Source organism: Rathayibacter sp. Leaf185 (assembly GCF_001423885.1).
In the GTDB taxonomy this organism is placed as follows: domain Bacteria; phylum Actinomycetota; class Actinomycetes; order Actinomycetales; family Microbacteriaceae; genus Rathayibacter.
This window is the reverse complement of the sequence record NZ_LMPP01000002.1, coordinates 269,763-294,021: the sequence shown is the minus strand read 5'-3', so window position 1 is coordinate 294,021 and position 24,259 is coordinate 269,763. Positions and strand designations below refer to the sequence as shown.

The window sequence follows — 24,259 nt, the reverse complement described above, 5'->3', positions numbered from 1 at the left end:
GATGTCAGATCCTACGGTGACGACATGGACATCACAGGAGCGACCGCACTCGTCACCGGCGCCGGCAGAGGACTGGGAAGGCACTTCGTCGAGGAGCTGCTCGAGCGCGGAGCGCGCCGCGTGTACGCGACGGCCCGCAGCCTCCCGAGTCTCGAGGGACTGCGGGACGATCCGCGAGTCGAGACGATCCGGCTCGACATCACGGATCCGGAGCAGGTCGCAGACGCCGCAGCCCGGGCAGGCGATGTCGACCTGCTCATCAACAACGCGGGGATCGCGACCCTGCAGAACCTGGTGACGGGCGACCTCGATGCGATCCGGGCCGAGATGGACACGCACTTCTTCGGCACCCTCGCGATGACCCGCGCGTTCGCCCCCGTCCTCGAGCGGAACGGCGGCGGCGCGATCGTGAACGTCATGTCGCTGCTCTCCTTCCGCGTCCACCCGGGCAACGGGGCGTACGCGGCGGCGAAGGCCGCCGAGTGGCAGCTGACCAACAGCACCAGGCTCGAGCTGGCGAGCCAGGGCACCCGGGTCGTCGGCGTGCACCTGTCCTCGACGGACACGGACATGATGGCCGGCTGGGACATCCCGAAGAACCATCCCCGCGCCGCCGTCGCACTCGCGCTCGACGCGCTCGCGGCCGGACGCGCCGAGGCGCTCGACGGCGAGACCGCCGAGGTCAAGGCGCAGCTCCACCGCGCACCGGAGGAGCTCTACGCGCCCTTCCGATCGCCGTCGGCTCCCTGAGCCTCGAGAGAGTGCGCAGGATCGCGCTCCTTGCGCGCAGGATCGCGACAGCGCGGCAGCTGCACCCGATCGAGAGTGGGAGGGACCCGTTCTCCCCACGAAAGGACCACCATGTCGAGAACTGTGATCGTGTCGGGCGCCTCGAGCGGATTCGGGGCCATGACCGTGCGCGAGCTCGCTCTCGCGGGCCACCGCGTCTACGCGGGGATGCGGGCGATGGACGGGCGGAACGCTCCCGCCGCCGAGGAGGCCCGAGCCTTCGCCGTCGAGCACGGCGTCGATCTGCGCCCGATCGAGCTCGACGTCTCCGACCAGGCGTCCGTCGACGACGCCGTCGCGCGGATCGCCCAGGAGAGCGAGCGCATCGACGTCGTCGTGCACAACGCCGGTCACATGGTCCTCGGGCCGACCGAGGCGTTCACCGTGGAGCAGCTGGCCGAGGTCTACGACGTCAACGTCCTCTCGACGCAGAGGCTCAACCACGCGGTGCTGCCGATCCTCCGGGCGCAGGAGGACGGCCTGCTCGTCTGGGTGGGCTCGTCGAGCTCGCGCGGCGGCACCCCGCCCTACCTCGGGCCCTACTTCGCGGCCAAGGCGGCCGAGGATGCGCTCGCCGTCGGCTACGCGGCCGAGGTCGCGCGCTTCGGCATCGACACCGTGATCGTCGTGCCCGGCTCCTACACGACGGGGACGAACCACTTCGCGCACGCGGGGCGGGCAGCACGCGCCGAGATCGCCGCCGCCTACGACGACCGTTACCCGGGGCTGATGGACGACGTCTCGGCGCGCCTCGCCGAACTCGCACCGAGCGATGCCGATCCGCGGGAGATCGCGGTCGAGATCGCGCGCGTGGTCGGCCTGCCCCGCGGTGAGCGGCCCTTCCGGGTCGTCATCGACCCGGCCGACGACGGCGCCGCCCGCGTCTTCGAGCTCGGCGACGCCGTGCGCCGCGAGTTCTACGAGCGGATCCGGATGCAGGATCTCCTCGCCCCCACCGACACCGACGCCCCCGCACGGACCACAGCTCAGGGAGAGAACCGATGACCGCACAGGACCAGGCCCGCACCGCCCTCGTGACCGGCGGCTCCGGAGGGATCGGCCGCGCCGTCGTGGAGCGGCTCGCCCGCGACGGCATCGCGGTCGCCGTCCACTACGCCGGGAACCGCGGCCGCGCGGAGGAGGTCGCCGAGGGGGTCCGCGCGCACGGCGTCGAGGCCGTCGTCGTCGGCGGAGACATCGCGGACGAGACCGCGATGGCCGCGGCCTTCACCGAGGCGGAGGAGGCGCTCGGCGGCCTCGACGTCGTGGTGAACACGGCCGGCATCATGATTCTCGGCCCCGTCGCGACCTTCGATCTCGCCGATCTGGATCGGATGCACCGCACCAACATCCGCGGACCCTTCGTGATCGCGCAGCTCGCCGCGACGAGACTGCGACCCGGAGGCGCGCTGATCACCTTCTCGACCAGCGTCACTCGCACCTCGTTCGCCACCTACGCGCCGTACGCGGCGTCGAAGGCGGCCGTCGAGGCACTCACGCTCGTGCTCGCCCGGGAGCTGCGCGGCAGGGACATCACCGTCAACGCCGTCGCTCCCGGACCGACCGCCACTCCCCTCTTCCTCGACGGCAAGACGGAGGAGGAGATCGGCCGCCTGGCCGGCGCGGTGCCGCTCGAGCGGCTCGGTCAGCCGGAGGACATCGCCGAGACCGTCGCGTTCCTGGCCGGCCCGGGCCGCTGGGTCAACGGGCAGGTGGTCTTCGTCAACGGCGGCCTCGCCTGAGACGCTCCCGCGACCTGACCGGCCCCTAGCCCCGGTCGGAGGCGCTCGCCGCCGCGATCTCGGCCGCGACCGCGTGCAGCGCGGAGCGGACGACCCGAGCCGCGTCGCCGACCGGTCCGACCCACGCGATCCGGAGCGAGCGTGCCGCCCAGCGCGGCCCCTCGACGGGAACGGGGACCACCCCGCGCGGCAGGCCGGCGATCGCGAGGGCGGGCACGGTCGTGACGCCCAGGCCCGCGGCGACGAAGCCGAGACGGCTGCTCCAGCCGTCGATCTCCGCGACCACCCTGGGCGTCGTGAGGGCCGGCCACGCTCCGAACTGCGGCTCGCCCCGCGCGCCCCGCCCGATCACCCAGTCGGCGTCGGCGAGATCCTCGAGGCTCAGCGAGCGGGCGTGCGCCCAGGGGTGCCGCTCGCTCACCGCGACGTGCAGGGCGCCGGCGGGCAGCGGCTCGGAGTCGATGCCGGCGAGGTCGTACTCGTGGGGCTCCGAGCCGATGGCCACGACAGCGAGGTCGAGGCGCCCGGCGCGCAGCCGCCGGAGCTGCACCGGGGTCGAGGACTCGAGGAGCGCGACATCGATCGAGGGGTGCGCGCGCGTCACGCGGGCGATCGCCTCCGGCGCGAGGTGCATCGCGGCGGTCGCGAATGAGCCGAGGGTGACCCTGCCGAGCGGCGTCCGGCCGAGGTCCGCGACCTCGCGGGCCGCGGCGTCGAGGTGATCCAGGACCGCCGCGGCGTGCCGGGCGACCCCGAGAGCGGCCGGAGTGGGGACGACGCCCCGCGGTCCGCGCTGGAAGAGCGACGCGCCGACGGCATCCTCGAGCGCGGCGATCTGCTTCGAGACGGCCGACTGGGTGAACCCGGTCTCCTCCGACGCCCCCGTGAAGGAGCCTGTGCGCAGCACCGCCACCAGTGCTCGGAGAAGCTGCGGATGCACGTCGAGCGTCATCGTCCCAGTATGCGCGCAACATTCCAGTGAGGACTGTTGACGGTGACGAGCATTCGCTTCCGGAAGAACTCCGATGAGCGGAGACTCGCAGCATGACGACTTCGAGAACCTGGTTCCTCACCGGCACGTCGAGCGGATTCGGACGCCTCTGGGCCGAGGCTGCACTCGAGCGCGGCGACCGCGTCGCGGCCACAGCTCGCGACATCGACAGCCTCACCGACCTCGCCGCTCGATTCCCCGAGCGCCTGCTCCCGCTCGCGCTCGACGTGACCGACCGCACGGAAGTGCTCACCGCAGTCGATCGCGTGGAGCAGCACTTCGGCGGCATCGACATCGTGGTGAACAACGCCGGCTACGGGCACTTCGGCATGGTCGAGGAGCTGACCGAGCGCGAGATCCGCGAGCAGATGGAGACGAACTTCTTCGGCGCCCTCTGGGTGACCCAGGCGGCGCTCCCCTCGCTCCGCCGTTCGCGCGGCCGGCTGCTCCAGGTCACCAGCGAGGGCGGCGTCCGCGCCTTCCCCGGCATCGGCGCCTACCACGCGTCGAAGTGGGCACTGGAAGGACTGAGCGAGTCGCTCCGGCAGGAGGTGGCGGCCTTCGGAGTGCGCGTCACGTGCGTGGAGCCGGGCCCGTACGCCACCGACTGGCTCTCGCGAGGCTCCCGCCGGAGCGCCGAGCTGCCGGACTACGCGGCGGTGCACGCGGACGGGCCGGAGTTCGGCGTCGGAGACCCCGCGGCGACGAGCGCGGCGATCCTGGAGCTCGTCGACGCGGAGGATCCGCCCGCCCGCCTCATCCTCGGCACGGTCCTGCCCGCCATCGAGGCCCTCTACGCCGAACGGCTGCAGACCTGGCGCGAGTGGCAGGACGTCTCGGTGCGGGCGTTCGGCTCGGTGCGGTGAGCACGCTGCCGGACCGCGATTCTGCGCCGCTCACCGGCCCCGTCGCGGGGTGGACCGACGTCGCCGTGCGAGAGGTCGTCGATCCGCACGACCACGAGGTGTCCGCGCCCGCGACGGAGGCTCTCCAGCTGATCCTGGTGACCGCCGGCTCCTATCTCATCGAGAGCGCCCGACCGCACGGACGGTGGGCGCGAGGGCTCGCGTCCCCGGGGCGGTCCGCCGCGACGGCGCCCGGCCGCGAGATCCGCGCGTCCTGGCGCAGCCCGAGCGACGAGACGTTCCGCTCGCTGCATGTCACGATCGACGCGCCGCTGGTATCCGGAGTCCTCGAGGCGCTTCCCGGGGCGTCGTCCGACCGCCTCGACTTCCTCGCCGTCGGAGACGACTTCGTGCGCTCCGCGATGCTCGAACTGGCTCGCGCTGCGCGGGCCGGGGCGCCGCCGCTGCTGGCGGACGCGGTCAGCACCTCGCTCGTGACCCACCTGCTGTCCCTCCCGGAGTCGGACCGGCCCGCGAACGGACCGCGCCTGTCTCGGGCGCAGCTCGACCTCGTGACCGGGCACCTCGCCGCACACCTCGCCGACCCGGTCACGGTGGACGAGCTCGCCTCCCTCGTGCACCTCAGCCCCTTCCACTTCCTCCGCTGCTTCTCGGCCACGACCGGCTCGACTCCGATGCGGCACCTGACCGCTCTGAGGATGGAGCACGCTCGCGAGCTGCTGCGCGGCTCCGACCTCCCTGTCGCGTCGATCGCCGCCTCCTGCGGATACGGCACGCCCGCCGCCTTCGCCGCCGCCTACCGTCGCCGGTACGGCGTCAGCCCGCGGGAGCAGCGCGGGACGCAGATCTGATCGACCAGGACGTCCTGCACCCCGAGCTCGACGGGTCACTCGTGGCGAGGGGCGCGCTGGTCACGATCGTCCTGCCGCGCGGAGGCCGCGGTCGATGAAGTCGACCATCCAGGCGGAGCTCTCCTCGACGTCGGGGCTCATCGGGAATCCGTTCGAGGTCTCGAGAGCGGCGAAGCCGTGCAGAGTGCTGCGGAGCATGCGGATCGCGTGGATCTGCTGGCCGGGGTCGAGGTCGTATCCGTGCAGGACGGCGGCGAAGGAGCGCAGGGCGTGCTCCCGTGCTGAGGTCAGGGAGTCGTCGGGGCGGGTCGGGGTGGCTCCGATGGTGGCGGCGTAGCGGCCCGGGTGCTCCCTGACGTAGGTGCGGACCGTCCGGGCCGCAGCCGCGAGGGCGTCGCCGCCGGATCGACCCTGCATCGCGTCGCGGAGCGCATCGCCGAGTTCGGTGGCTCCTAGGACGGCGACCCGGTGGGTGAGGTCGGCGAGCCCGTCGACGTGCTTGTACAGCGAGGGAGCCCTCACGCCCAGACGGTCGGCCACGACGCTCATGCTCAGGTGCGCCGGGCTGAGCTCGTCGGCCAGGTCCGCAGCCACCCGGATGACGGTCGCGGGCGCCGGACCAGCTCTAGGCATCGCTCGAGGTCGGGAGGAGAGTCGTCGCGAGGAACGGGAGGAGGAGGGCGAGGACGGCGGCGGGGGTCTCCGTGTGCGGGTAGTGCCCCGCTCCGTCGATGACCTCGACGGTACCCAGGCCCGCGCGGAGATCGCCGACGATGCGCATCCCCTCTGCGCGCGGATCGGCCCAGTCCGGGTCGGCGCTGCCCTCGATGATCAGCACCGGGCACCGGACCGCTGCCAGGTGCTCGCCCGCGTCGGCCGGCGAGGTCTTCGTCATGGCGTGCAGAACCGCCATCCGCTCGGGCCGACTCATCGACGTCTCGATGCGAGCCCGTTCGAGCGTCCAATCGGCCGGCTTGGCGGGGATCGCGATGTCGAGGTACTTCATCCACCCCGCGAGGCTGCTGCCCATCATGACTCGAGTGAGCTGGGTCATCCCGGCGCGGACGTGCTTGTGCCGGAGGACGCCGACGAGGTCGAAGGACTGCTTGCGGGTGAAGGGGGCCAGCTCGACGATCCCGGCGATCACGTCGGGTGCCGTCGCTGCGGCGATGGTCGCCGCGCCCCCGCTGATGGACTGGCCGACGATGACCGCGGGGCCGCCCAGGTGTCGCACGACGGCGACCAGGTCGCCGGCGATGGCCGTCCGGTCGTAGGAGGACCAGCCGGTGCTGGATTCTCCGCAGCCGCGGATGTCCACGTTCGCCACCCGGAACCCGGCGGCGACGAGCTCGGGGACGAGGAACCGGTACGAGTGCCGGCTGTCGCCCATCCCGTGCGCCAGGACGACGAGAGGTCCGGTCCCGGCGATGTCGTAGGCGATGGTTCCCTCGTCGGTGATCAGGTGTTCGAGCATTTCGGCCTCCAGGCTAGTGGGTATAGGCAGAAGCTATAACTAATAGCCACCGGGTGTCAAGCGAGCAGTGGGGCGAGCCCTGACCGCGAGCACCCGGCAGGACGCTGGAGCCGCCGGAGAGGCGGTGCGGGTTCAGACGGTGACGAGGACCTTGAGGGCCTCGCGGGCGTCCATGGCGGTGTAGCCGGTGGGGACGTCGGTGAGGGTGACGGTCCGGTCGAAGACGCGGCCGGGGTCGATGGTGCCGTCGAGGACCAGCGGGATCGCCTGCTCGAGGTACGCGCGGACCGGTGCGGGTCCTCCCGTGAGGGTGATGTTCGTGCCGAACAAGGATCCGAAGCCGACCGGGGCGTCCTCGTACTGGGGCACTCCGACGCGGGAGATGACGCCTCCGGGCCGGACGACCCCGTAGGCCTGCTCGTAGGCCGGCATGTGGCCGACGGCCTCGAGGACCACGTGGCTGCCTTCGCCGCCGGTGATCTCCCTCACCTCCGCGATGCCCTCTTCGCCGCGCGCGGCGACGACGTGGGTGGCGCCGAAGTCGCGGCCGAGGTCGGTGCGCGCGGTGTGGCGGCCCATCAGGATGATCGTCTCGGCGCCGAGCTGCTTCGCCGCGAGGACGGCGGAGAGGCCCACGGCGCCGTCACCGATGACGGTGACGGTCTTCCCCGGTTCGACGCGACCCATGTGGGCGGCGTGGTGTCCGGTGAGGTAGACGTCCGAGAGGGTCAGCAGGCTCGGGAACAGCGCGCTGTCGTTCTCGGTGACGCCCGGAACGACGACGAGGCTGCCGTCGGCGAGCGGGATGCGGGAGAGCTCGGCCTGCAGGCCGCCGACCTCGGGGGTGCCGTAGAAGCCGCCGTGCTTGCAGGCGGTGTGGAATCCGTCGCGGCAGAAGGAGCAGGTGTTGTCGCTGAAGGAGAAGGGGACGATGACGAAGTCGCCCTTCTTCACGGTGGAGACGGCCGAGCCGGTCTCCTCGACGATCCCGATGAGCTCGTGGCCCATCGGGGTGCCCTGCTCCGAGGCGGGGAGGGAGTGGTACGGGTGCAGGTCGGAGCCGCAGATGCAGGAGCGGACCGTGCGCACGATGGCATCGGTGGGGTGCTGGATCTCGGGATCGGGGACGTTCTCGATGCGCACGTCGCCGGCGCCGAACATGAAGGCTGCTCTCATGGGTTCTTCCGGTTCCTTCTTCTGTCGTGAGGTGGGGTTCGGGAGCGGGCGGTCAGTCGGTGAGGACGCGCTTCGCGACGGTCATCGCGCCCATGCCCTTGGGCCAGCCGGCGTAAAAGGCGACATGGGTGATCGCCTCGATCAGCTCGTCCCGGGTGAGACCGTTCTCCACTCCGCGGCCGAGGTGGAACTCGAGCTGGTCGAGGTCGCCGCCGGCGGCGAGGACGGCGACGGTGAGGAGGCTGCGGTCTCGGGGCGAGAGCTCCGGGCGGTTCCAGACGTCCTCGAAGAGCACGTCGTCGGTGAGAGCGGCGAGCTTCGCGGCGAAATCGCCCAGGCTGCGGCGGCCTCCGCCGACCTGGTGGGGAGTGGGATCGGTCATCGTCTTCTTCTCTCGATCGGGGGTCGGGTCGTCGCGGGCGCAGTTCGAGGGTCGTCTCGTGGGCGGTCGGCGCCGGAACCGCGTCCTCCTGTGCCGGGAACGAGTCCACTCCGGTTCCCTCCTGGGCGGGAGGGACCGGTTGTGTACGTACTCGCAGGGCATGTCTGGATCGGCGGGGGCGACCTAGCGTGGACGTCATGGACAACAGCAACGAGGTCCGCGGGTTCCTCACCTCCCGGCGGGCGCGTCTGCGTCCCGAGGACGTCGGCCTGCCGGACTTCGGTGGACGCCGCCGCGTTCAGGGACTGCGTCGAGAAGAGGTGGCCATGCTCGCCGGCGTCTCGACCGAGTACTACTCGCGCCTCGAACGCGGGCAGATCTCCGGCGTGTCCGAGCAGGTCCTCGATGCTCTCTCGAACGTGCTGAGGCTCGATGACGCGGAACGCGAGTACCTCGGCAACCTCGCCCGGGGAGCTCAGGCCACGGCGCGAGTCAGGACACGGCGGCCCTCGTTTCAGGGAGTGCGTCCCGGGATCCTCGCCGCTCTCGCGGCCATCACCGGAGCGCCTGCCTTCGTCCGCAACGGCGCCATGGACATCCTCGCCGCCAACGACCTCGGCCGTGCCTTCTACTCGCCGATCTACACCAAGCGACTGGCGAGACCGAACCTGGCCACCTTCAACGTCTTCGATCCGGCCGCGCAGACCTTCTATCCCGACTGGATCGCCGCCGTCGACGCGACCGTCGCGGTCCTCCGCCGCGAAGCAGGCCGGGATCCCTTCGACAAGCGCATCACCGAGGTCATCGGCGAGCTCTCCACTCGGAGCGAGCCGTTCCGCGACCGCTGGGCGAACGCGAACGTGCGCCGCCACGACGCCGTCGCGAAGATCGCGAACCACCCCGTGGTCGGGTCCATCACCCTCGAGCTGGTCGGAACCGAGCTGCTCGCCGATCCCGGTCTGTCGCTGATGATCTACGCCGCCACCCCCGGCAGCGCTGCGGAGGACCAGCTGCGCCTTCTCGGCACCTGGGCCGCCACCCACCTGCAGGACGTCGCCGGGGCGACCCGCGCCGACTCCTGACCTTGCGTCGGCAATGCCGACCGTCGAGACAGCCGCCCCGAACCGGAGGAACACCGTGAACATCGAACCCCGCACACCGACCGTCGAGAACCCGCCCGAGCAGTTCGCCGGACACGTCTGGCTCGACCCGATCGTCGCTCCCCACGACGCCGACCAGCGCACCGTCGTCGGCCGCGTCCGCTTCGCGCCCGGCGCGCGCACCGCCTGGCACTCGCACGCCCGCGGCCAGTACCTCCACGTCACCGCCGGAATCGGACGCTTCGGCACCCGGGACGGCAGCATCGTCGAGGTGCACGCCGGTCAGACGCTCTACACCCCGCCCCGGGAGGAGCACTGGCACGCCTCCGCGCCCGGCGTGTTCATGGAGCACCTCGCGATCCTCGAGAACGCCGACGACCCCGCGACCACCACCACCTGGGCAGAGCACATCACCGACGACGAGTACGAAGGCCGCTGACCGGCCCGAGAACCGCCCACCCCGCCGTCGGACGACGCACGGCATCCGCCGGTTCGGACCCTCCACCGGCCGATCAGAACTGAACGAAGGAGAACCGACATGCACCTGCGCACACTGGGACAGGGACTCGAGGTGTCGGCGATCGGTCTGGGCTGCATGGGCATGTCCCAGAGCTACGGCCCGAATCCCGGCACCCGCGACGACATGATCGCCGTGCTCCGCTCGGCCGTCGACCGCGGCGTCACCTTCTTCGACACCGCAGAGGTGTACGGGCCGTTCGTCAACGAGGAGCTGGTCGGCGAGGCCCTCGAGCCGCTCCGCGGCGAGGTCGTCCTCGCCACCAAGTTCGGCTGGGACATCCGGAACGGGACGAGCGTGGGGCTCGACAGCCGTCCTGACCGCATCCGTACTGTCGCCGAGGAGTCGCTGCGCCGCCTCCGCACCGACGTGATCGACCTGTTCTACCAGCACCGCGTCGATCCCGACGTGCCGATCGAGGACGTCGCCGGAGCAGTCGGCGAGCTCGTCGCCGAGGGGAAGGTCCGCCACTTCGGACTGTCGGAAGCCGCCGCGGGAACGATCCGTCGCGCGCACAGCGTGTTCCCCGTGACCGCCGTTCAGAGCGAGTACTCGCTGTGGACCCGTGATCCGGAGGCGGAGGTGCTGCCCACCCTCGCGGAACTCGGGATCGGCTTCGTGCCCTTCAGCCCACTCGGCAAGGGATTCCTGACCGGCACCGTCGACACGTCGACGACGTTCGCGGACGGCGACGTCCGCGCCGGCATCCCCCGCTTCACCGAGGACAACCGGACCGCCAACCAGGCCCTCGTCGACCACGTGACCGACCTGGCCGCGCGCAGGAACGCGGCTCCGGGCCAGATCGCCCTGGCCTGGCTCCTCGCGCAGCAGCCGTGGATCGTCCCGATCCCGGGCACGCGTCGCACCTCCCGCATCGAGGAGAACGCCGGCGCCATGACGGTGGCCCTCTCCGCGGACGAGGTCGCCGACCTCACCGGACTCGCGCAGCGCATCGGCGTGCACGGCGACCGGTACAACGACCAGCACATGGGCTACGTCAACCGATGACCGGCGCCGCACTCCCCTCCCCCCTCGACGCGAGAGGAGCACCCGTGAAGATCGCTGCACTCGGGACCGGAAGGGTACCGGGCGGGCTCGACCGCCTCGACAGGGACGTCCGCGTCGCAGCATGCGGGATCGGTAGTTCCTCGCGTGGCGCGAAACGTCCGCTCGCGGAGCCATTAACGAAGAACGGCCCGCCGAAGCGGGCCGTTCAGCACTCTCGCGAGTGGCACTGTCTCAACCAGTACTCGGTGGCTCCGAGGCCGGTGAGGGCCTGGATTCCGAGTGCGCCCGGAGGGATTCGAACCCCCAACCTTCTGATCCGTAGTCAGATGCTCTATCCGTTGAGCTACGGGCGCAGTCCATCGCGCGGCCCGAGGGGCGCACGCAACGAGGTACGACTATACATGGCGGACGTCCCCTCCGCGAATCGGCAGCGGCCCCGGTGAGGGAACCAGTTCTCGCCGGGACACCGCGAGAACCGGCTCCCTCGGCGAGATCTGGATCCCCCGCCGACACCGGACGGGGCGGCCGCGTAGCGTGGCACCCATGGAGGCCGCCGCGATCGAGCTCGTGCGCTTCGTCGTCTCTCCCCTGCACCGCTTCGAGGGCCGCCCCGCCGACGGCCCGATCCCCTCCGAGGGCAACGAGCAGCCCGAGCGGATCGAGATCCGCGCAGGCCTGGGCATCGTCGGCGACCGCTACTTCGCGCAGCGGGCGCACCGGACCGCCGCCGTCACCCTCTTCGCGATCGAGTCGCTCGAGCACGTCGCCGCCGAGCTGGGCGCGCCTCCCTTCGATCCGGCCGACACCCGCCGCAACATCGTCGTCCGAGGCGCCGACATCGACGCCCTCGCGGGCCGCACGTTCGCCCTCGAGCAGGCCGGCGAGCGGATCGAGTTCCAGGGCGGCCGGCCCGCCAACCCCTGCGCCTGGATGAACGTTTCGCTCGCGCCCGGGGCGCACAAGGCGATGCGGAGGCGCGGCGGGATCCGCAGCACGCCCCTCACCAACGGCGTCCTCCACCTCGGCCCGGCCCGCCTCGTTCTCCACCGTTCGGAGGAGATGCTGATCTGAGCGCGTCGACGCGGCTCTAGGCTCGCTCCCGACCGAATCCCCCGCCGAGATCAGAGGAGGCGCCCATGCCCCGACCAGGCCGACCCCTCCGCACCCTCGCCGCGAGCCTGCGCAACGGAGCGCGCGACGTCTTCGCGACCACGCGCTCGCGGCGGCGCGATCCGAGACGACGCCTCACGCTCACCGACGTCTCGGTGCAGCGGGTGCACCACGGCCGCGTCTGGGCGCGCGTGAGCACCGTCGGTCGCAGAGGTGAGCGCACCTTCGTGCTCGTACCCGGGATCGGAGTCGCTGCCACCTACTTCGAGCGCCTCGCCCCCGCGCTCAACGAGTTCGGTCCGGTGCACGCCCTCGACCTGCCGGGCTTCGGCGGGGTGCCGCATCCGCCGCATGCCGAGCGGATGAGCATCGCCGACTACGCCGAGCTCGTCGGCGCGGTCATCGACGAGCTCGGGCTGGTCGACCCCGTCGTGCTCGGGCACTCGATGGGCACCCAGGTCGTCGCCGAGCTCGCGGCGCGCCGGCCCGAGCTCACCACGATCGTGCTGCTGGGGCCGGTCATGAACCGCCACGAGCGCCGGCTTCCGATCGCCGCGCTCCGCTTCGCGCAGTCGAGCGTCCGCGAGCCGCCGAAGCTCGCGATCCTCGCGGCGGCCGCCTACCTCCTCTGCGGCCCGCGCTGGTTCTCGCGGGTGCTGCCCGAGATGATGCGCTACCCGATCGAGCAGACGGTTCCGCGGATCCGCGCCTCGACCCTCGTCATCCGGGGCGAGCACGACCGGCTCGTGCCGCGGGAGTGGGTCGAGGAGATCGCCGAGGCCATCCCGCACGCCCGCTCGTGGGAGATCCCCGACGCCGCCCACTCCGTGATGCACGGGCACGCCGAAGAGGTCGCACGCCTCTGCGTGGAGCACGCCCGCGCCCCCCAGCCCGACCGGAGCGAGGCCGAGCTGCAGCGCTTCCCCGACGACGAGATCGACCGATCGCAGGAGGACGCTCCCATCGCCGATCCGCTCGGCGCGGTCCGCGGGCGCGTGACCGAGCTCGCCGGCGTCCTCCTCGACGACGACTCGCTGATCGCCGAGGGCAAGACGCAGCACGCCGAGGCCACCGACCCCGCCGCGCTGCACGACGACGCAGAGACGTCCTGACCCGTCAGGACTCCTCGCCCACGATCTCCTCGCGGATGCGCCGCAGGTCCTCGGCGAGCGCCCCCATCAGGATCCAGTGCTCAGGGTGGGGGGTCGCGATCACCAGCGGTGCGGTGAGCGCGGGAAGCTCGTCCGTGATCGGCTCCGGCTCGGGCACCGCGACCGACGACTGCACGAGCAGTCTCAGATCGTGCGCCGCCCGGTGCAGCTGCACCGCGATGTCCGCGATCGTCGGCTCGCCCACCAGGTCCACGTCGTACAGGTCGTGCACCGTGCGGGTCATCCCGCGCACCCGCGTCACGATGCGGGCGAGGCGGGGCGTGACCTCGTCGAGGGCCACGAGCCGGTCGCGATGGGCCGAGCGGCGCGGGTTCAGCCGCAGCGACTCCTCGCCGGTCGCGATCGCCTCCTCCGCCTTCTGCTGCATGGTCTGCAGCAGCCGCGCGTTGATCAGCAGCTCGTCGAGACGGGCCCGTGCGACCGGCGCCTGCAGAGCGTCGGCCAGATCGTCGAGGGCCGCCGCGACCTGCGTGGTCAGATCGCCCACCGCCCGCTCGGCCGGCGCGAGCGTGACCGGCGGCACGATCGCTCCGTTGATCACGACTCCGATGACCGCCCCGATCAGCGTCTCGATGATGCGGTCGAACGCGTAGTTCGGCGTGACCGAGCCCACCGAGAGCACGAGCATCGCGCTGATCGGGATCTGCACTGCGGAGGCGGGAGTCAGCCGGATCGCCCAGCCCACCGCGATCGCAGCCACGATCGCGAGGAGCACGATCGTGCTGTCGGCCCCGAAGAGCGTGCCGATCAGCGAGCCGACGACGACGCCCACGATCACGCCGACGCTGCGCTCGATCGCCTTCGAGAACGACTGGTTCACGCTCGGCGCCACGACCAGGAGGGCCGCGATCGCGCCGAACACCGGCAGCGTCTCGGGGAAGATCAGTCCCGCGACGATCCAGGTCACCACCGTGGCGGCCGCCGTCTTCACCAGCTGCAGGAGCGGCGGTCGCGTGGCCACGGTGAAGCTCGAGGTCAGGCGCATGAGTCCACGGTAGCCGCGGCCGTCACGGCGTCGAGGCCGCCTCCACGCTCGCGAGCACGGCGCGGAGGGAGCGCGCCGCCTCCTCGTGAGCGCCCGGCTCGACCGCGGCGAGCAGCGTGCGCTCTACCGCCAGAACCTCCGGGAACGCGAGATCGATGAGGGAGGCGCCCGCCGGGGTCAGCGCGATCAGCGCCCCGCGTCCGTCGGCCGGATTCGCCGACCGCGCGACCAGCCCGCGCTTCTCGAGCGCGTGCACGCGCTTGGTGATCGCGGGGGCGGAGGCGAGCCCGATCGTGCGGAGGACGGTCGGCGACTGCGGTTCTCCCGCCCTGCGGAGCGTCGTCAGCACGTCGAACTCACCGCGCGTGAGCCCGAACGCGGCGAGCCGCTCCTCCGTCGCCCTGACGATCAGGGCGGAGGCGCGCATCAGTCGCCCGACGACGTCGACCGGGCTCGTGTCGAGCTCGGGGCGCAGGACCGCCCATCCCGCCCGGATGTCGTCGACGGCGTCGCGCTTCTGATCATTCACGGGTAAAGTATAAGTGCTTCACGCGTGAAGCATCCTGCCGACCGCCGCCGCTCGGATCCCACGACCCGAGGATCTCGATGCCCGTCTCCACCGCCCTGCCCCACCCCCGTGAGCTGATCGCCTTCGGCCCGCACGCCGGCGCCCACCGCGTCGCCCTCCGTGCCGGTGTCTCCATCGCTATCCCGCTCCTCCTGCTCTGGGCGATCGGCCGCACCGACCTCGCCCTGTATGCGACCTTCGGCTCCTTCACCGCCCTGTACGGCCGTCAGCACACCCACCGCCCGCGGCTCGCGATGCAGCTCTCGGCAGCGGCCTACCTCGTCGCGATGGTGACGATCGGCACCGCCGTCGCCCTCTCTCCGCAGCGCGAGTGGCTGATCATCCCGGTGGTCACGATCGTCGCGGCCGGAGGCGCCTACCTCAGCGATGCCCTGCACTGGCACCCACCCGGCCCGCTCTTCCCCGTCTTCGCCGTCACCGCGTGCGCCTCCGTCCCCGTCGCGCCGTCGCGGATCCCGGAGGCGTTCGCCCTGGCCGCCGGCGCCGCCGCCTTCGCGCTGCTCGTCGGAGTCAGCGGCGTCGCGTCGCCCCGCGCCCGTCGCCTGGCACCGACCCCGTGGCGCACGTCGTTCCGCGCGGTGGCGGCCCGGCCGGCGACCCGCGCCGCGATGCTCCGCTTCGGCGCGGTCGTGCTGATCGCCGGCGCCGTCCCCACCGCGACGGGCCTCGGCCACCCCTACTGGGCGATGGTGTCGGCCGTCGCCGCGGTCTCGGGAGTCGACGCGACCGCGCGCCTCGTCCGGGCCGGCCACCGGATGCTCGGCACGATCGTCGGAGTCGCGATCGCCGCCGCCCTCCTCGCCCTGCCGCTGTCTCCGCTCGGCACGATCGTCGTCGTGGTGCTCCTCCAGATGACCGCCGAGCTCGTCGTCGGCCGCAACTACGGGCTGACCCTCGCCTTCGTGACTCCGCTCGCCATCCTCATGGTCGAGCTGGCGCACAGCACCGACGAGCTCGTCCTCCTCCGCGACCGCGCCCTCGAGACCGCGATCGGCGTCGCCGTCGGAGTCGCCGCGACGCTGCTCGCGCACGCGGCGTCCACCCGGCGACCAGCGAACTCGCTGCCCTGGTGGCCGAATAATGGCGGGCAGAGTCGCCACAAGGCTCGATAAGGGCTACTTTGGTCGTCATAGCCGAGAGGAGCCGAGATGGCCAGTGAACTGCCGTCCGTGATCCGCCGGTCGGCGCGCGACATCGGCGACGACTTCGCCGGCTGGCGGAGGATCCTCGGTCTCACCGCCGAACAGGTCGCCGATCGGGCCGACATCACCCGGGACACCCTCCGCAAGCTCGAGCACGGCGACCCGACGGTCAGCTTCTCCGCCGTGCTCCGCGTCGCCCGTGCGCTCGGCGTTCTCGGCACCCTGACGGAGGCGCTCGACCCGCTCAGCACCGACCTCGGCCGGGCACGCGCCGATCTCCTGCTCCGCAAGCGCGTGCGATGAGCGGCCACGACGCACTCGACGTCCACGTCGAGCTGAACGGCCGAACAGCGCTCGTCGGCCGGGCCCACTTCCACCGACCCCGTGGAACCCTCACCTCGACGACGTTCCAGTACGACGCCGACTACCTGGGCGACCCCGACGCCTACGCGATCGATCCAGCCCTACGGCTCGTCTCGGGATCACAGCAGACCTCCGGCCTGCCCGGAGCGTTCGCCGACTCCGCACCGGACCGGTGGGGTCGGAACCTCATCGCGAAGCAGGAACGCGGTCGTGCCCGCGAGCAGACCCGCCGTGCCCGGACTCTCGACGATGTCGACTTCCTCGTCGGGGTCAGCGACGTCACCCGCCAGGGCGCACTGCGGTTCCGCGCCGATCCCCGTGGCCCGTTCCTCGACCCCGACCACGAGGTCCCGCGGTTGATCAGCCTGCCGATGCTCCTCCGCGCGGCCGACTCGGCCGTCAGCGATCCCGTCGATGGAGATCTCGAGGCCGTGAAGATCCTGCTCGCCGCGGGCACAGGGTCTCTGGGCGGCGCCAGGCCGAAGGCGTCCGTTCTGGACGAGGACGGGCATCCGCTCATCGTAAAGTTCCCGCACCACTCCGACGAATGGGACCTCATGGCCTGGGAGGCGACGGCCCTCGACCTCGCCGCCGCATCGGGCGTCCGCGTTCCCTCGCGCAGGCTCTCCCGCATCGACGGCCGCCATGTCCTGCTGCTCGATCGATTCGACCGGAGCGGATCGCGGCCGACCGTCCGCATCGGGTACACGAGCGCCATGACCATGCTCGAGCGGCACGACGGAGAGACCGCCGACTACGCCGATATCGCCGAGCAGCTCCCCGAAGTGAGCGCCAGCGCGACCGACGATGCGCACGAGCTGTTCCGTCGCGCGGCTCTTAGCGTCGGCCTCAACAACACCGACGACCATCTGCGGAATCATGGCTTCCTCCGCGCACGAGGAGGTTGGCGATTAAGCCCAGCGTTCGACATCAACCCGAACCCCGAGGCGACCGCCCGGCAGACGACGATCGGCGGCGCGGAGGTGTCCGCCCAGGAGAACGACGGGCTGCTGGTGCTCGCAGCCGACTGCAGGCTATCGATCGCCGACGCTCGGGTCGAGCTCACTCGAGTTGCAGACGCACTCGAGCGATGGCGTGATATCGCTCGAACGAATGGCATCCCGCACTTCGAACTCGGACGGTTCGAGGACTCGTTCCGATCCGGCCTCGGCACACTGCGAGAGGCCGCGCGAAGCCCCCTCTGAAGGGCGTCGGTCCCTCGGCGTCCTGAAGGCGGGACGTCATGCGAAAGGCCCCCGCGGCCTCAGGTGACTGAGGTGCGGGGGCCTTCTCGTGGCGGTACCGGTGGGATTTGAACCCACGGTGGACGCAAGCCCACACATGTTTTCGAGACATGCTCCTTCGGCCGCTCGGACACGGTACCGGGAAAGAGTGTACGCGACGGCCGGGAGCGGCGCCAATCGGGACCCTCAGGCGTTGCCGGGGAGCAGGAAGTCGAGCACTCGTCCCCACTCGGAGACGGCGAGCAGGTGCCCGCGCTCGGGGACGACCTCGAGGCGCGAATCGGTGAGGCGGGCGGCGTACCACTCGCCGTGCACGCGGCCGACGGTGGCATCCTCGGCGCCGTAGAGGAGCAGTGCGGGCGACGACACTCCTTCGACGGCGAAGCCCCACTCCTGGAGCGTGTAGCCGACGATGTCGGCGGCCGAGCCGAGGTTGCCCTGCGCCGCGGCGCGCTCGAGCATCCGCAGCAGACGGTCGCGGACGCCGGGCGCCTCGAGGACCGGCGCGTCCGCCTCGGAGGCGCCGAGCATCCCGAGCATGGCCGCCGGGTCGGGAGCCGGGCCGAAGGCGCCGTCGAGCATCGCGGTGAGCGAGCGGACGGCCTCGGCGAGAGGCAGCTCGCGCCAGGCCTCGAGCATCGCGCGGTTGTCGTCGCCGACCCACGGCACCTGGTCGTCGGGGGCCGGAGTCGCGATGACGGCGACGCGCTCGACGAGGCCCGGGTAGTTGGCCGACAGCGCGAGCGCGACGCGACCGCCGGCCGACCAGCCCGCGACGACGACGGAGGCGACGCCGATGGTCGCGAGGTACTCGGCGATGTCGGCGGCCGCCTGCTCGGGACTCGCACCGACGCCGGCGCCGGCGGGGTCGAGGTCGATGAGGAGGGAGGAGGCGCCGTAGCCGGGGCGGTCGAACGAGAGGAGACGGACGTCGTGCCGCGCGGTCGCCTCGGGATCGGGGTCGAAGTCGGCCGCACCGGGCGCGGGATGCGCGAGGACGACCACGTGCTCGGCGCTCTCGGAGCCGGACCAGGAGACCCCGAGCGAGCGGCCGGACTTGAGGAGGTGCACTGTCGACGCCATGCGGTCAGTCTCCCGCAGACCACCGACACCGCCGGGCCGCCGCTCGGGGAGCGGGAGAACTCCACAGACGCCGACTCCCCGTCGTTCTCCCCAGCACCGGGCGCGGCGCCTCCGCGTGTCGGTACTCGACGGTACTGTCGAAGACACGTTCGAATCCCGGTCGATGTCGGAGGCTGCACCTAGCCTCACTCCACCGGCTCGCCGTTCGCCGATCACCTCTCCATCCCGCTCCCCGCACCCCGCTCCCGAAAGGACCCTCATGGCCTCCTCGAAGACGCGCACCGCCGCCTTCCGCTGCTCGGAGTGCGGCTGGACCGCCGCCAAGTGGGCGGGCCGCTGCGGCGAGTGCCAGCAGTGGGGCACGGTCGTCGAGAGCACCGAGCGCACCGGCCTCGTCCGAGCCGTCGCCGCGGTGGCGCCGACCGCCGCTCGGGTGGCGCGGCCGATCACGCAGATCCCGACCACGTCGGGCGCCCACCACCGGCCGACCGGGGTGGGCGAGCTCGACCGAGTGCTCGGTGGCGGGATCGTCGCCGGAGCCGTCGTGCTGCTCTCGGGCGAGCCGGGTGTCGGCAAGTCCACGCTCCTTCTCGAGGTCGCCTCGCGGGCCGCCGCCGAGGGCCAGCGGGTCCTCTACGTCAGCGCGGAGGAGTCGGCCGCGCAGGTCCGCATGCGGGCGGAGCGTACCGGGGCGATGCACGACAGCCTCTACCTCGCCGCCGAGACCGATCTCGCGACCGTTCTCGGCCAGATCGACGAGGTGCGGCCTGATCTCCTGATCGTCGACTCGGTGCAGACCGTCGCGAGCGACACCGTCGACGGGCTTCCGGGCGGCCCCAGCCAGGTGCGCGAGGTGGCGGCCACCCTCATCCGGGTCTGCAAGTCGCGGGCGCTCCCCCTCGTCCTGGTCGGTCACGTGACGAAGGACGGCTCGATCGCCGGCCCGCGCCTGCTCGAGCACCTGGTCGACGTCGTCTGCCACTTCGAGGGCGACCGGCAGACGGCGCTCCGCTTCGTCCGCTCGCTCAAGAACCGCTTCGGCCCGACCGACGAGGTCGGCTGCTTCGAGATGACCGCCGAGGGCATCGCCGAGATCCCCGACCCGAGCGGCCTCTTCCTCAGCCGCACCCGCTTCCCCACCCCCGGCATCTGCGTCACCGTCGCGATGGAGGGGCGCCGCGCGCTTCCGGTCGAGATCCAGGCGCTCGTCATCGCCAACGACGGCGACCACCCCCGCCGGGTGACCAACGGAGTCGACGCCTCCCGGGTCGCGATGATCCTCGCGGTCCTCGAGCGCCAGGCCGGGATCCCCCTGCGCCGCTGCGACGTCTACGTCTCGACCGTCGGCGGCGTGAAGCTGATGGAGCCGGCGGCCGACCTCGCCATCGCGGTCGCCATCGCCTCCGCCCACGCCTACACGCCGTTGCGCCCCGGTATCGCCGCGTTCGGTGAGATCAGCCTGTCGGGCGACATCCGCCCGGCCTCCGGCGCCAAGCAGCGCGCGAACGAGGCCACCCGCCTCGGGCACTCCTCGCACCTCGACTCGAGCGCCTTCACCCTGTCGAGTGCGATCACGCATGCCCTGGTGCCCGTCCCCGAGCGGATCCCCGCCGGAGCCCGCGGCTGACGGCCGGGAGCGCAGCCGCCCGTCGACGGCATACCACCGTGATCGGGCTCCGCGGCCGACGGCGCCGGTCGACCCACCCCTAGGCTGACGCCGTGGGCAGGGAGAACGACAGCACCGGAGCGGGCGAGCCGCCCCCGCGGCGCCGTCGATCCCCCCTCCCCGCGCTCCTCGACCAGGTGTTCTTCGTCCTCGGCGGGGTGGCCGCGGTGCTGCTCGCGGTCGTCCTCGTCACCGACGGACTCAGCTCCGGCTGGGCCCAGATCGGCTTCTACGTCGCGGTCTGGGTGCTCGTCGCCTACCTCGCGCTCCCGCGCCTGCACCGGATCCTCACCCACCTCTACGTCCCCGACTACTTCATCGGCCGTGCCCGCACGAGCGACGGCCTCCTGGGTGACCCCGTCAACCTCGCTCTCCTGGGCAGCGACACCCAACTCGTGCACACGATGACCTCCGCCGGCTGGACCCGCGCCGACGAGGTGACCCTCGCCACGAGCCGGCGGATCATCACCTCGACCCTCACCCGGCGCAGCTACCTGCAGGCCCCCGTCTCGCCGCTGTTCGTCTTCGGTCGCCAGCAGGACGTCGCGTTCCAGCAGGAGGTCGCCGGCAACCCGGCGAAACGCCACCACGTCCGCTTCTGGCGCTGCCCCGAGGGCTGGCTGCTGCCCGGCGGGTTCCCGGCGGAGTGGATCGCCGCGGGGACGTTCGACCGCAGCGTCGGCCTCTCGCTCTTCACCCTGCAGGTCACCCACAAGATCTCGCCCGACACCGATCGGGAGCGCGACCACATCGTCACGAGCATCCGCACCCACCAGCCCGAGGTCACGGTCGACGTCATCCGCGACTTCTCGACCGGCTATCACTCCCGCAATGGCGGCGGCGACTCGATCGTCACCGACGGCGACCTCCCCGTCGTCGATCTGCGCCCGGTGACCGTCCCCGCCGGCTCCCCTGCTCTCGCGGCCGACGCGGCCGTCGTCTCCGCGGAGGCGGTCCTCGCGGGGGGCACTGACAGCGCCGCGAGCCTCCGCCGCCCGGCCACGACCCGCGTCGGTGCGCTCATGCTCGTCGCGCGAGGTCTGGCCTACGCGCTGCAGGCGGCACTGCTCCTCGCCGGGGCCGCGTCACTCGACGATCTGACCTGGCTCGACGGCGGCACGGCCACCGCGGGAGGCTCCACCCTCGACGAGGCCTCGACGCGCGGCATCGCCGTCGCCGCCCTGCTGGCCGCGATGCTGCTCTGGCTGGTCCTCGGGGCCCTCGTCCTCCGCGGATCCGGCACCGCCCGCGGCCTCGCGCTCACCTCGAGCCTGCTCAGCACGATCACCGCCTTCACCGCCGTCCTCCAGGGCGGCGCCGCGATCAGCCTGCAGACCAATCTCGGCAGCGTGGCGTTCGACGTGCTCGTGCTCCTCGCCCTGTCGAGCCGGAGCTCGCGCGACTACGCCGCCGCTCGGAGCCTGCAGCGTGCTGACGCGAGGACCCGCAGAAAGCGCCTGAAGCCCTAGACCCCGCCTCCGCCTCCTCCGCCGCCGCCCCCGCCCGAGCTGCCGCCGCCACCGGCGCCGCCGCTCGACGAGCTCGTCGACGACCCGACGAAGCTCGACGCCGACGACGAGAACGACGAGACACTGCCCGCGAAGGCCGCGGCCTGGAAGCCGCCGGTCCCCGAGTACCAGACCGGATCGGCACCGGACCGCTCGTAGGCCAGGGCGAGCGCCTCGGCCCAGCGCGACTCGAGCCCGAGCAGCACCGCCCACGGCAGCAGGCGCTCCGTCACCTCGACGACGTCGACCTCACCGTCCCTGCGGCGGTCCGCCCCCGTCGGCGACTGCAGCATCTCGAGTCGGTCCTTCTCGGCCAGCCGGATGTACAGCTCGAGGCCCTTCAGGTGGTCGCGCAGCTCGGCCCCGGCCGCCGTCAGCGGAACCTTCGACACGAGCACCGTCGAGACGACCCCTGCGACGAGCGAGAGCAGCAGCAGGATCAGCGGGAGCACACCGCCGAGCGCCTGGTCCAGGAGGATCGCGCCACCCACCACCGCAGCCATCAGCCCGAGCAGCGCCGCGCCGATCACGAGAACCGAGCCGGGGACGGTCCCCGCCCGGCGCAGCCCCGCCTCCGTCGCGCGGGCGGGAAGCGTGGTCAGGAGCGCCGACACCTCCTTGCCGAAGACCTTGTCCTTCCCGGACAGGTCGCGGACAGTGCCCGGCCGGGGAGACACTCCGAAGGCGATGTCGAGGAAGCGCTGATCGTCCTCGGCCGGTGGAGGCGAGGGCCGACGTGGGCGCGGCGCCGCCGCGTCCTCGACGCGCAGCACGAAGGACGGCCGGCTCTTCGTGCCCTCCACTTCCTCGATCCGCACCAGTCCGCGGACAGCGGCGTCGACGAACACTGCCGCCGGCGCCTTGGACGCCTTGCCTCTCAGTGCTGCCGAGAGGAGGATCCCGTCGGCCGGCGGCTCGTACTCGGCGATCACCGTCGGCCGTCCCGGGGCGTCTCTGAGCACCGTCCTGCGCCGGACGACGGCGGCGACGAGTGCTCCGAGCGACAGCAGCACGCCCGCGATCTGGAGCCAGGCCCAGCCGGAGGCGACGTACGAGTCGTCGCGCGGGGTGAACGTGCCGGGCGCGAAGCCGACCGCCACCGTGACGTTCTCGCCCGCCGCCAGATCGGCGCCGGACGCGAGGACGATGCCCCCGTCCTCGGTGACGGAGCAGCCGTCGGTCGATCCCGCCGCGCCGCGGTAGCAGCTCGCCGCCCCCGTCGCGGCGCCGGCGAGCCCGTCTTCGAGTTCGACCTGGATGAGGTAGCGATCGAACGGCTGCCGCCACTGCGTTCCATTGGTGTCCCAGTAGAACTCGTCCTCTCCGCTGTCCGTCCCGGAGGCGGGCAGCGTGACGTTCCGCTGGGTGTAGGTGAAGACGTACGTCTGGCTCCCGCGAACGAAGTCGTCGCCGGCGCTCGTGACGAGGAGGATGCCGTCCTCGCTCTCGGTCTCGACCGGTCGCGGGGCGCCGTCGCCGTCCGTGACCGAGACCAGCTCGACGTCGGTCGGATGTCCCTCGTACTCGAGCGGGATCGCGCGCTGCATCCCGCGGTTCTGATCGGCGTCGGGGAACTCTGCGACGAAGGTCTCGGTCGTCGTCAGCGTCGAGCGCCCGTCGTCATCGCGACCGAGGCGGAACACGGCCGAGTAGTCCGAGAACCGGAAGTCGTCGACTCCGGCGTGCAGCGCGGTGGCGGGCGCCGCTGCGGCAGCAGTCGCGCCGAGCAACCCGGCTACGGCTCCGAGCACGATCCCCGAGCGGATCCGCGACCACCGCCCGGAGATCGTCGCAGTCAGGATCCCGGCGAGCGTCCGCGTCATGGCAGCGATGCTACGCGCGGCGTCGAACGATCACGTCCCCCCGGCGGGCTACCCGGCTACTGCAGCAGGAACTGCGTCGTCGATCCCGAGGGGATCCCGGCCACCGACACCGACAGGTTGTACGCCGCTCCGCCTGCCGCCACGGCCTCGCGCCCACCTGTGCACGTGTCGGGAGAAGAGCGCGTGCGGTCCCACGTGAGCGAGCTCCCGGTCACCGACTGGCCCGCCTTCAGCAGCACGTCGAGGTCTGCTGCTCCAGTCTGGCAGTCGGTCGACGTCCAGATCGGATCGGCGCCGCTCGTGATGGTGAACACCTGCTGGCTCGTACCCGCGTTGATGACGCAGTCGGCACTCGAGATGTTCGCGAGAGAGAGCGAGAGCTGCGGATCCGCGCCCGCGGCGTAGCTGGTCGCATCCGTCACCGCGGTCACCGCGACCGACGCGGCGGTGCAGGCGGGAGCGGCGGCGGGCGTCGCCCCGGGGTTCGTCGACGGGTAGAGGGTCGGCAGCGGCGACGCCGACGGACTCTCACTCCCGCCGCCCGATCCGGCGGCCGCCCAGGGCTGCAACGACAGGATCACCGCGAGCCCGGCGACGATCACGACCAGCGCGAGCAGTACCCCGGCCCTGCGCCTCCGGTAGACCCGGGAGGGCAGGCGGCGGGGTGGCGGAGTCACC

25 protein-coding genes and 2 tRNA genes are annotated in these 24,259 nt (G+C 72.0%); 15 read left to right on the top strand and 12 right to left on the bottom strand.

Annotation, left to right across the window (positions count from 1 at the left end):
• Positions 1 to 24 precede the first annotated feature (24 nt).
• From ASG06_RS08685 to ASG06_RS08675, 3 genes are all read left to right on the top strand, one after another.
• Complete coding sequence (locus ASG06_RS08685; RefSeq protein ID WP_056041101.1) at positions 25 to 750, top strand: SDR family oxidoreductase; 726 nt, start codon at positions 25 to 27, stop codon at positions 748 to 750.
• A 111-nt stretch (positions 751 to 861) separates the two neighbouring features.
• A complete protein-coding gene (locus tag ASG06_RS08680; RefSeq protein WP_056041099.1) occupies positions 862 to 1,794 on the top strand; it encodes an SDR family NAD(P)-dependent oxidoreductase in 933 nt (310 codons plus the stop codon).
• Complete coding sequence (locus ASG06_RS08675; protein ID WP_056041096.1) at positions 1,791 to 2,531, top strand: SDR family oxidoreductase; 741 nt, start codon at positions 1,791 to 1,793, stop codon at positions 2,529 to 2,531. The genes ASG06_RS08680 and ASG06_RS08675 overlap by 4 nt, the downstream gene beginning before the upstream one ends.
• Positions 2,532 to 2,556: 25 nt before the next feature.
• Here the strand turns inward: ASG06_RS08675 and ASG06_RS08670 are convergent, their stop codons facing one another.
• The gene (locus ASG06_RS08670) at positions 2,557 to 3,483 is read right to left on the bottom strand and encodes a LysR family transcriptional regulator (RefSeq protein WP_056041094.1); all 927 of its coding nucleotides are present in this window, start codon (positions 3,481 to 3,483) and stop codon (positions 2,557 to 2,559) included.
• Between the two features lie 92 nt (positions 3,484 to 3,575).
• Between ASG06_RS08670 and ASG06_RS08665 the strand changes: the two genes are divergently transcribed.
• Positions 3,576 to 4,388, top strand: coding sequence for an SDR family NAD(P)-dependent oxidoreductase (locus ASG06_RS08665; protein ID WP_056041092.1), 813 nt, complete (start codon positions 3,576 to 3,578; stop codon positions 4,386 to 4,388).
• The gene (locus ASG06_RS08660) at positions 4,385 to 5,239 is read left to right on the top strand and encodes a helix-turn-helix domain-containing protein (RefSeq protein ID WP_056041091.1); all 855 of its coding nucleotides are present in this window, start codon (positions 4,385 to 4,387) and stop codon (positions 5,237 to 5,239) included. The genes ASG06_RS08665 and ASG06_RS08660 overlap by 4 nt, the downstream gene beginning before the upstream one ends.
• A gap of 60 nt (positions 5,240 to 5,299) precedes the next feature.
• Here ASG06_RS08660 and ASG06_RS08655 read toward each other — a convergent pair whose 3' ends face one another.
• The 4 genes from ASG06_RS08655 to ASG06_RS08640 all read right to left on the bottom strand — a co-directional run bounded on the left by ASG06_RS08655 (position 5,300) and on the right by ASG06_RS08640 (position 8,271).
• Entirely contained in the window at positions 5,300 to 5,833 is a 534-nt protein-coding gene (locus ASG06_RS08655; protein WP_327205490.1) for a TetR-like C-terminal domain-containing protein, read from the bottom strand.
• A 31-nt stretch (positions 5,834 to 5,864) separates the two neighbouring features.
• The gene (locus ASG06_RS08650) at positions 5,865 to 6,713 is read right to left on the bottom strand and encodes an alpha/beta fold hydrolase (protein WP_056041086.1); all 849 of its coding nucleotides are present in this window, start codon (positions 6,711 to 6,713) and stop codon (positions 5,865 to 5,867) included.
• A 132-nt stretch (positions 6,714 to 6,845) separates the two neighbouring features.
• Entirely contained in the window at positions 6,846 to 7,889 is a 1,044-nt protein-coding gene (locus ASG06_RS08645) for a zinc-binding dehydrogenase (RefSeq protein WP_197409397.1), read from the bottom strand.
• 52 nt (positions 7,890 to 7,941) lie between these two features.
• Positions 7,942 to 8,271: a carboxymuconolactone decarboxylase family protein gene (locus tag ASG06_RS08640; protein WP_056041081.1), complete on the bottom strand. Its 330-nt coding sequence runs from the start codon at positions 8,269 to 8,271 to the stop codon at positions 7,942 to 7,944.
• A gap of 197 nt (positions 8,272 to 8,468) precedes the next feature.
• On the opposite strand from ASG06_RS08640, the gene ASG06_RS08635 reads away from it, so the two are divergent.
• From ASG06_RS08635 to ASG06_RS08625, 3 genes are all read left to right on the top strand, one after another.
• Positions 8,469 to 9,353 carry a helix-turn-helix transcriptional regulator gene (locus ASG06_RS08635; protein WP_056041079.1) on the top strand — a complete coding sequence of 295 codons (885 nt, stop codon included), beginning with the start codon at positions 8,469 to 8,471 and terminating at the stop codon, positions 9,351 to 9,353.
• Positions 9,354 to 9,408: 55 nt separating this feature from the next.
• Positions 9,409 to 9,810: a (R)-mandelonitrile lyase gene (locus ASG06_RS08630; RefSeq protein WP_056042475.1), complete on the top strand. Its 402-nt coding sequence runs from the start codon at positions 9,409 to 9,411 to the stop codon at positions 9,808 to 9,810.
• A 99-nt stretch (positions 9,811 to 9,909) separates the two neighbouring features.
• The gene (locus ASG06_RS08625) at positions 9,910 to 10,896 is read left to right on the top strand and encodes an aldo/keto reductase (protein ID WP_056041076.1); all 987 of its coding nucleotides are present in this window, start codon (positions 9,910 to 9,912) and stop codon (positions 10,894 to 10,896) included.
• Positions 10,897 to 11,176: 280 nt separating this feature from the next.
• Here ASG06_RS08625 and ASG06_RS08620 read toward each other — a convergent pair.
• Positions 11,177 to 11,249 (bottom strand) — tRNA-Arg (locus tag ASG06_RS08620).
• A gap of 190 nt (positions 11,250 to 11,439) precedes the next feature.
• Between ASG06_RS08620 and ASG06_RS08615 the strand changes: the two genes are divergently transcribed.
• Both ASG06_RS08615 and ASG06_RS08610 read left to right on the top strand, forming a co-directional pair.
• Positions 11,440 to 11,967, top strand: a complete 528-nt coding sequence (locus tag ASG06_RS08615; protein ID WP_056041074.1) for an MOSC domain-containing protein — start codon at positions 11,440 to 11,442, stop codon at positions 11,965 to 11,967.
• 65 nt (positions 11,968 to 12,032) lie between these two features.
• Entirely contained in the window at positions 12,033 to 13,118 is a 1,086-nt protein-coding gene (locus ASG06_RS08610) for an alpha/beta fold hydrolase (protein WP_082499081.1), read from the top strand.
• A 4-nt stretch (positions 13,119 to 13,122) separates the two neighbouring features.
• Here ASG06_RS08610 and ASG06_RS08605 read toward each other — a convergent pair whose 3' ends face one another.
• Both ASG06_RS08605 and ASG06_RS08600 read right to left on the bottom strand, forming a co-directional pair.
• Positions 13,123 to 14,163 carry an FUSC family protein gene (locus ASG06_RS08605; RefSeq protein ID WP_056041072.1) on the bottom strand — a complete coding sequence of 347 codons (1,041 nt, stop codon included), beginning with the start codon at positions 14,161 to 14,163 and terminating at the stop codon, positions 13,123 to 13,125.
• A gap of 22 nt (positions 14,164 to 14,185) precedes the next feature.
• Complete coding sequence (locus ASG06_RS08600; protein ID WP_056041070.1) at positions 14,186 to 14,692, bottom strand: MarR family winged helix-turn-helix transcriptional regulator; 507 nt, start codon at positions 14,690 to 14,692, stop codon at positions 14,186 to 14,188.
• A gap of 77 nt (positions 14,693 to 14,769) precedes the next feature.
• Here ASG06_RS08600 and ASG06_RS08595 point away from each other — a divergent pair, with 77 nt between their 5' ends.
• From ASG06_RS08595 to ASG06_RS08585, 3 genes are read left to right on the top strand one after another with little or no spacing between them, the layout of a single operon-like run.
• Positions 14,770 to 15,864 (top strand): FUSC family protein, encoded by a 1,095-nt coding sequence (locus ASG06_RS08595; protein ID WP_056041068.1) that lies wholly within the window; start codon positions 14,770 to 14,772, stop codon positions 15,862 to 15,864.
• A 36-nt stretch (positions 15,865 to 15,900) separates the two neighbouring features.
• A complete protein-coding gene (locus ASG06_RS08590; protein WP_056041066.1) occupies positions 15,901 to 16,197 on the top strand; it encodes a helix-turn-helix domain-containing protein in 297 nt (98 codons plus the stop codon).
• A complete protein-coding gene (locus ASG06_RS08585; RefSeq protein ID WP_056041064.1) occupies positions 16,194 to 17,462 on the top strand; it encodes a type II toxin-antitoxin system HipA family toxin in 1,269 nt (422 codons plus the stop codon). Before ASG06_RS08590 ends, ASG06_RS08585 begins: the two co-directional genes overlap by 4 nt.
• A gap of 89 nt (positions 17,463 to 17,551) precedes the next feature.
• Here ASG06_RS08585 and ASG06_RS08580 read toward each other — a convergent pair.
• Positions 17,552 to 17,641: transfer RNA gene (locus ASG06_RS08580), tRNA-Ser, on the bottom strand.
• A gap of 46 nt (positions 17,642 to 17,687) precedes the next feature.
• Positions 17,688 to 18,584, bottom strand: a complete 897-nt coding sequence (locus ASG06_RS08575; protein WP_056041062.1) for an alpha/beta fold hydrolase — start codon at positions 18,582 to 18,584, stop codon at positions 17,688 to 17,690.
• A gap of 259 nt (positions 18,585 to 18,843) precedes the next feature.
• Here ASG06_RS08575 and radA point away from each other — a divergent pair, with 259 nt between their 5' ends.
• Positions 18,844 to 20,211: a DNA repair protein RadA gene (radA, locus tag ASG06_RS08570; RefSeq protein WP_056041060.1), complete on the top strand. Its 1,368-nt coding sequence runs from the start codon at positions 18,844 to 18,846 to the stop codon at positions 20,209 to 20,211.
• Positions 20,212 to 20,303: 92 nt separating this feature from the next.
• Positions 20,304 to 21,719, top strand: coding sequence for an LssY C-terminal domain-containing protein (locus ASG06_RS08565; protein WP_082499079.1), 1,416 nt, complete (start codon positions 20,304 to 20,306; stop codon positions 21,717 to 21,719).
• Here ASG06_RS08565 and ASG06_RS08560 read toward each other — a convergent pair.
• Both ASG06_RS08560 and ASG06_RS08555 read right to left on the bottom strand, forming a co-directional pair.
• Positions 21,716 to 23,581 (bottom strand): DUF2207 family protein, encoded by a 1,866-nt coding sequence (locus tag ASG06_RS08560; protein WP_056041058.1) that lies wholly within the window; start codon positions 23,579 to 23,581, stop codon positions 21,716 to 21,718. The two genes, ASG06_RS08565 and ASG06_RS08560, sit on opposite strands and share 4 nt — an antisense overlap.
• A 56-nt stretch (positions 23,582 to 23,637) precedes the next feature.
• Positions 23,638 to 24,258 (bottom strand): hypothetical protein, encoded by a 621-nt coding sequence (locus ASG06_RS08555; RefSeq protein WP_231727665.1) that lies wholly within the window; start codon positions 24,256 to 24,258, stop codon positions 23,638 to 23,640.
• Between the last annotated feature and the right edge of the window lies 1 nt (position 24,259).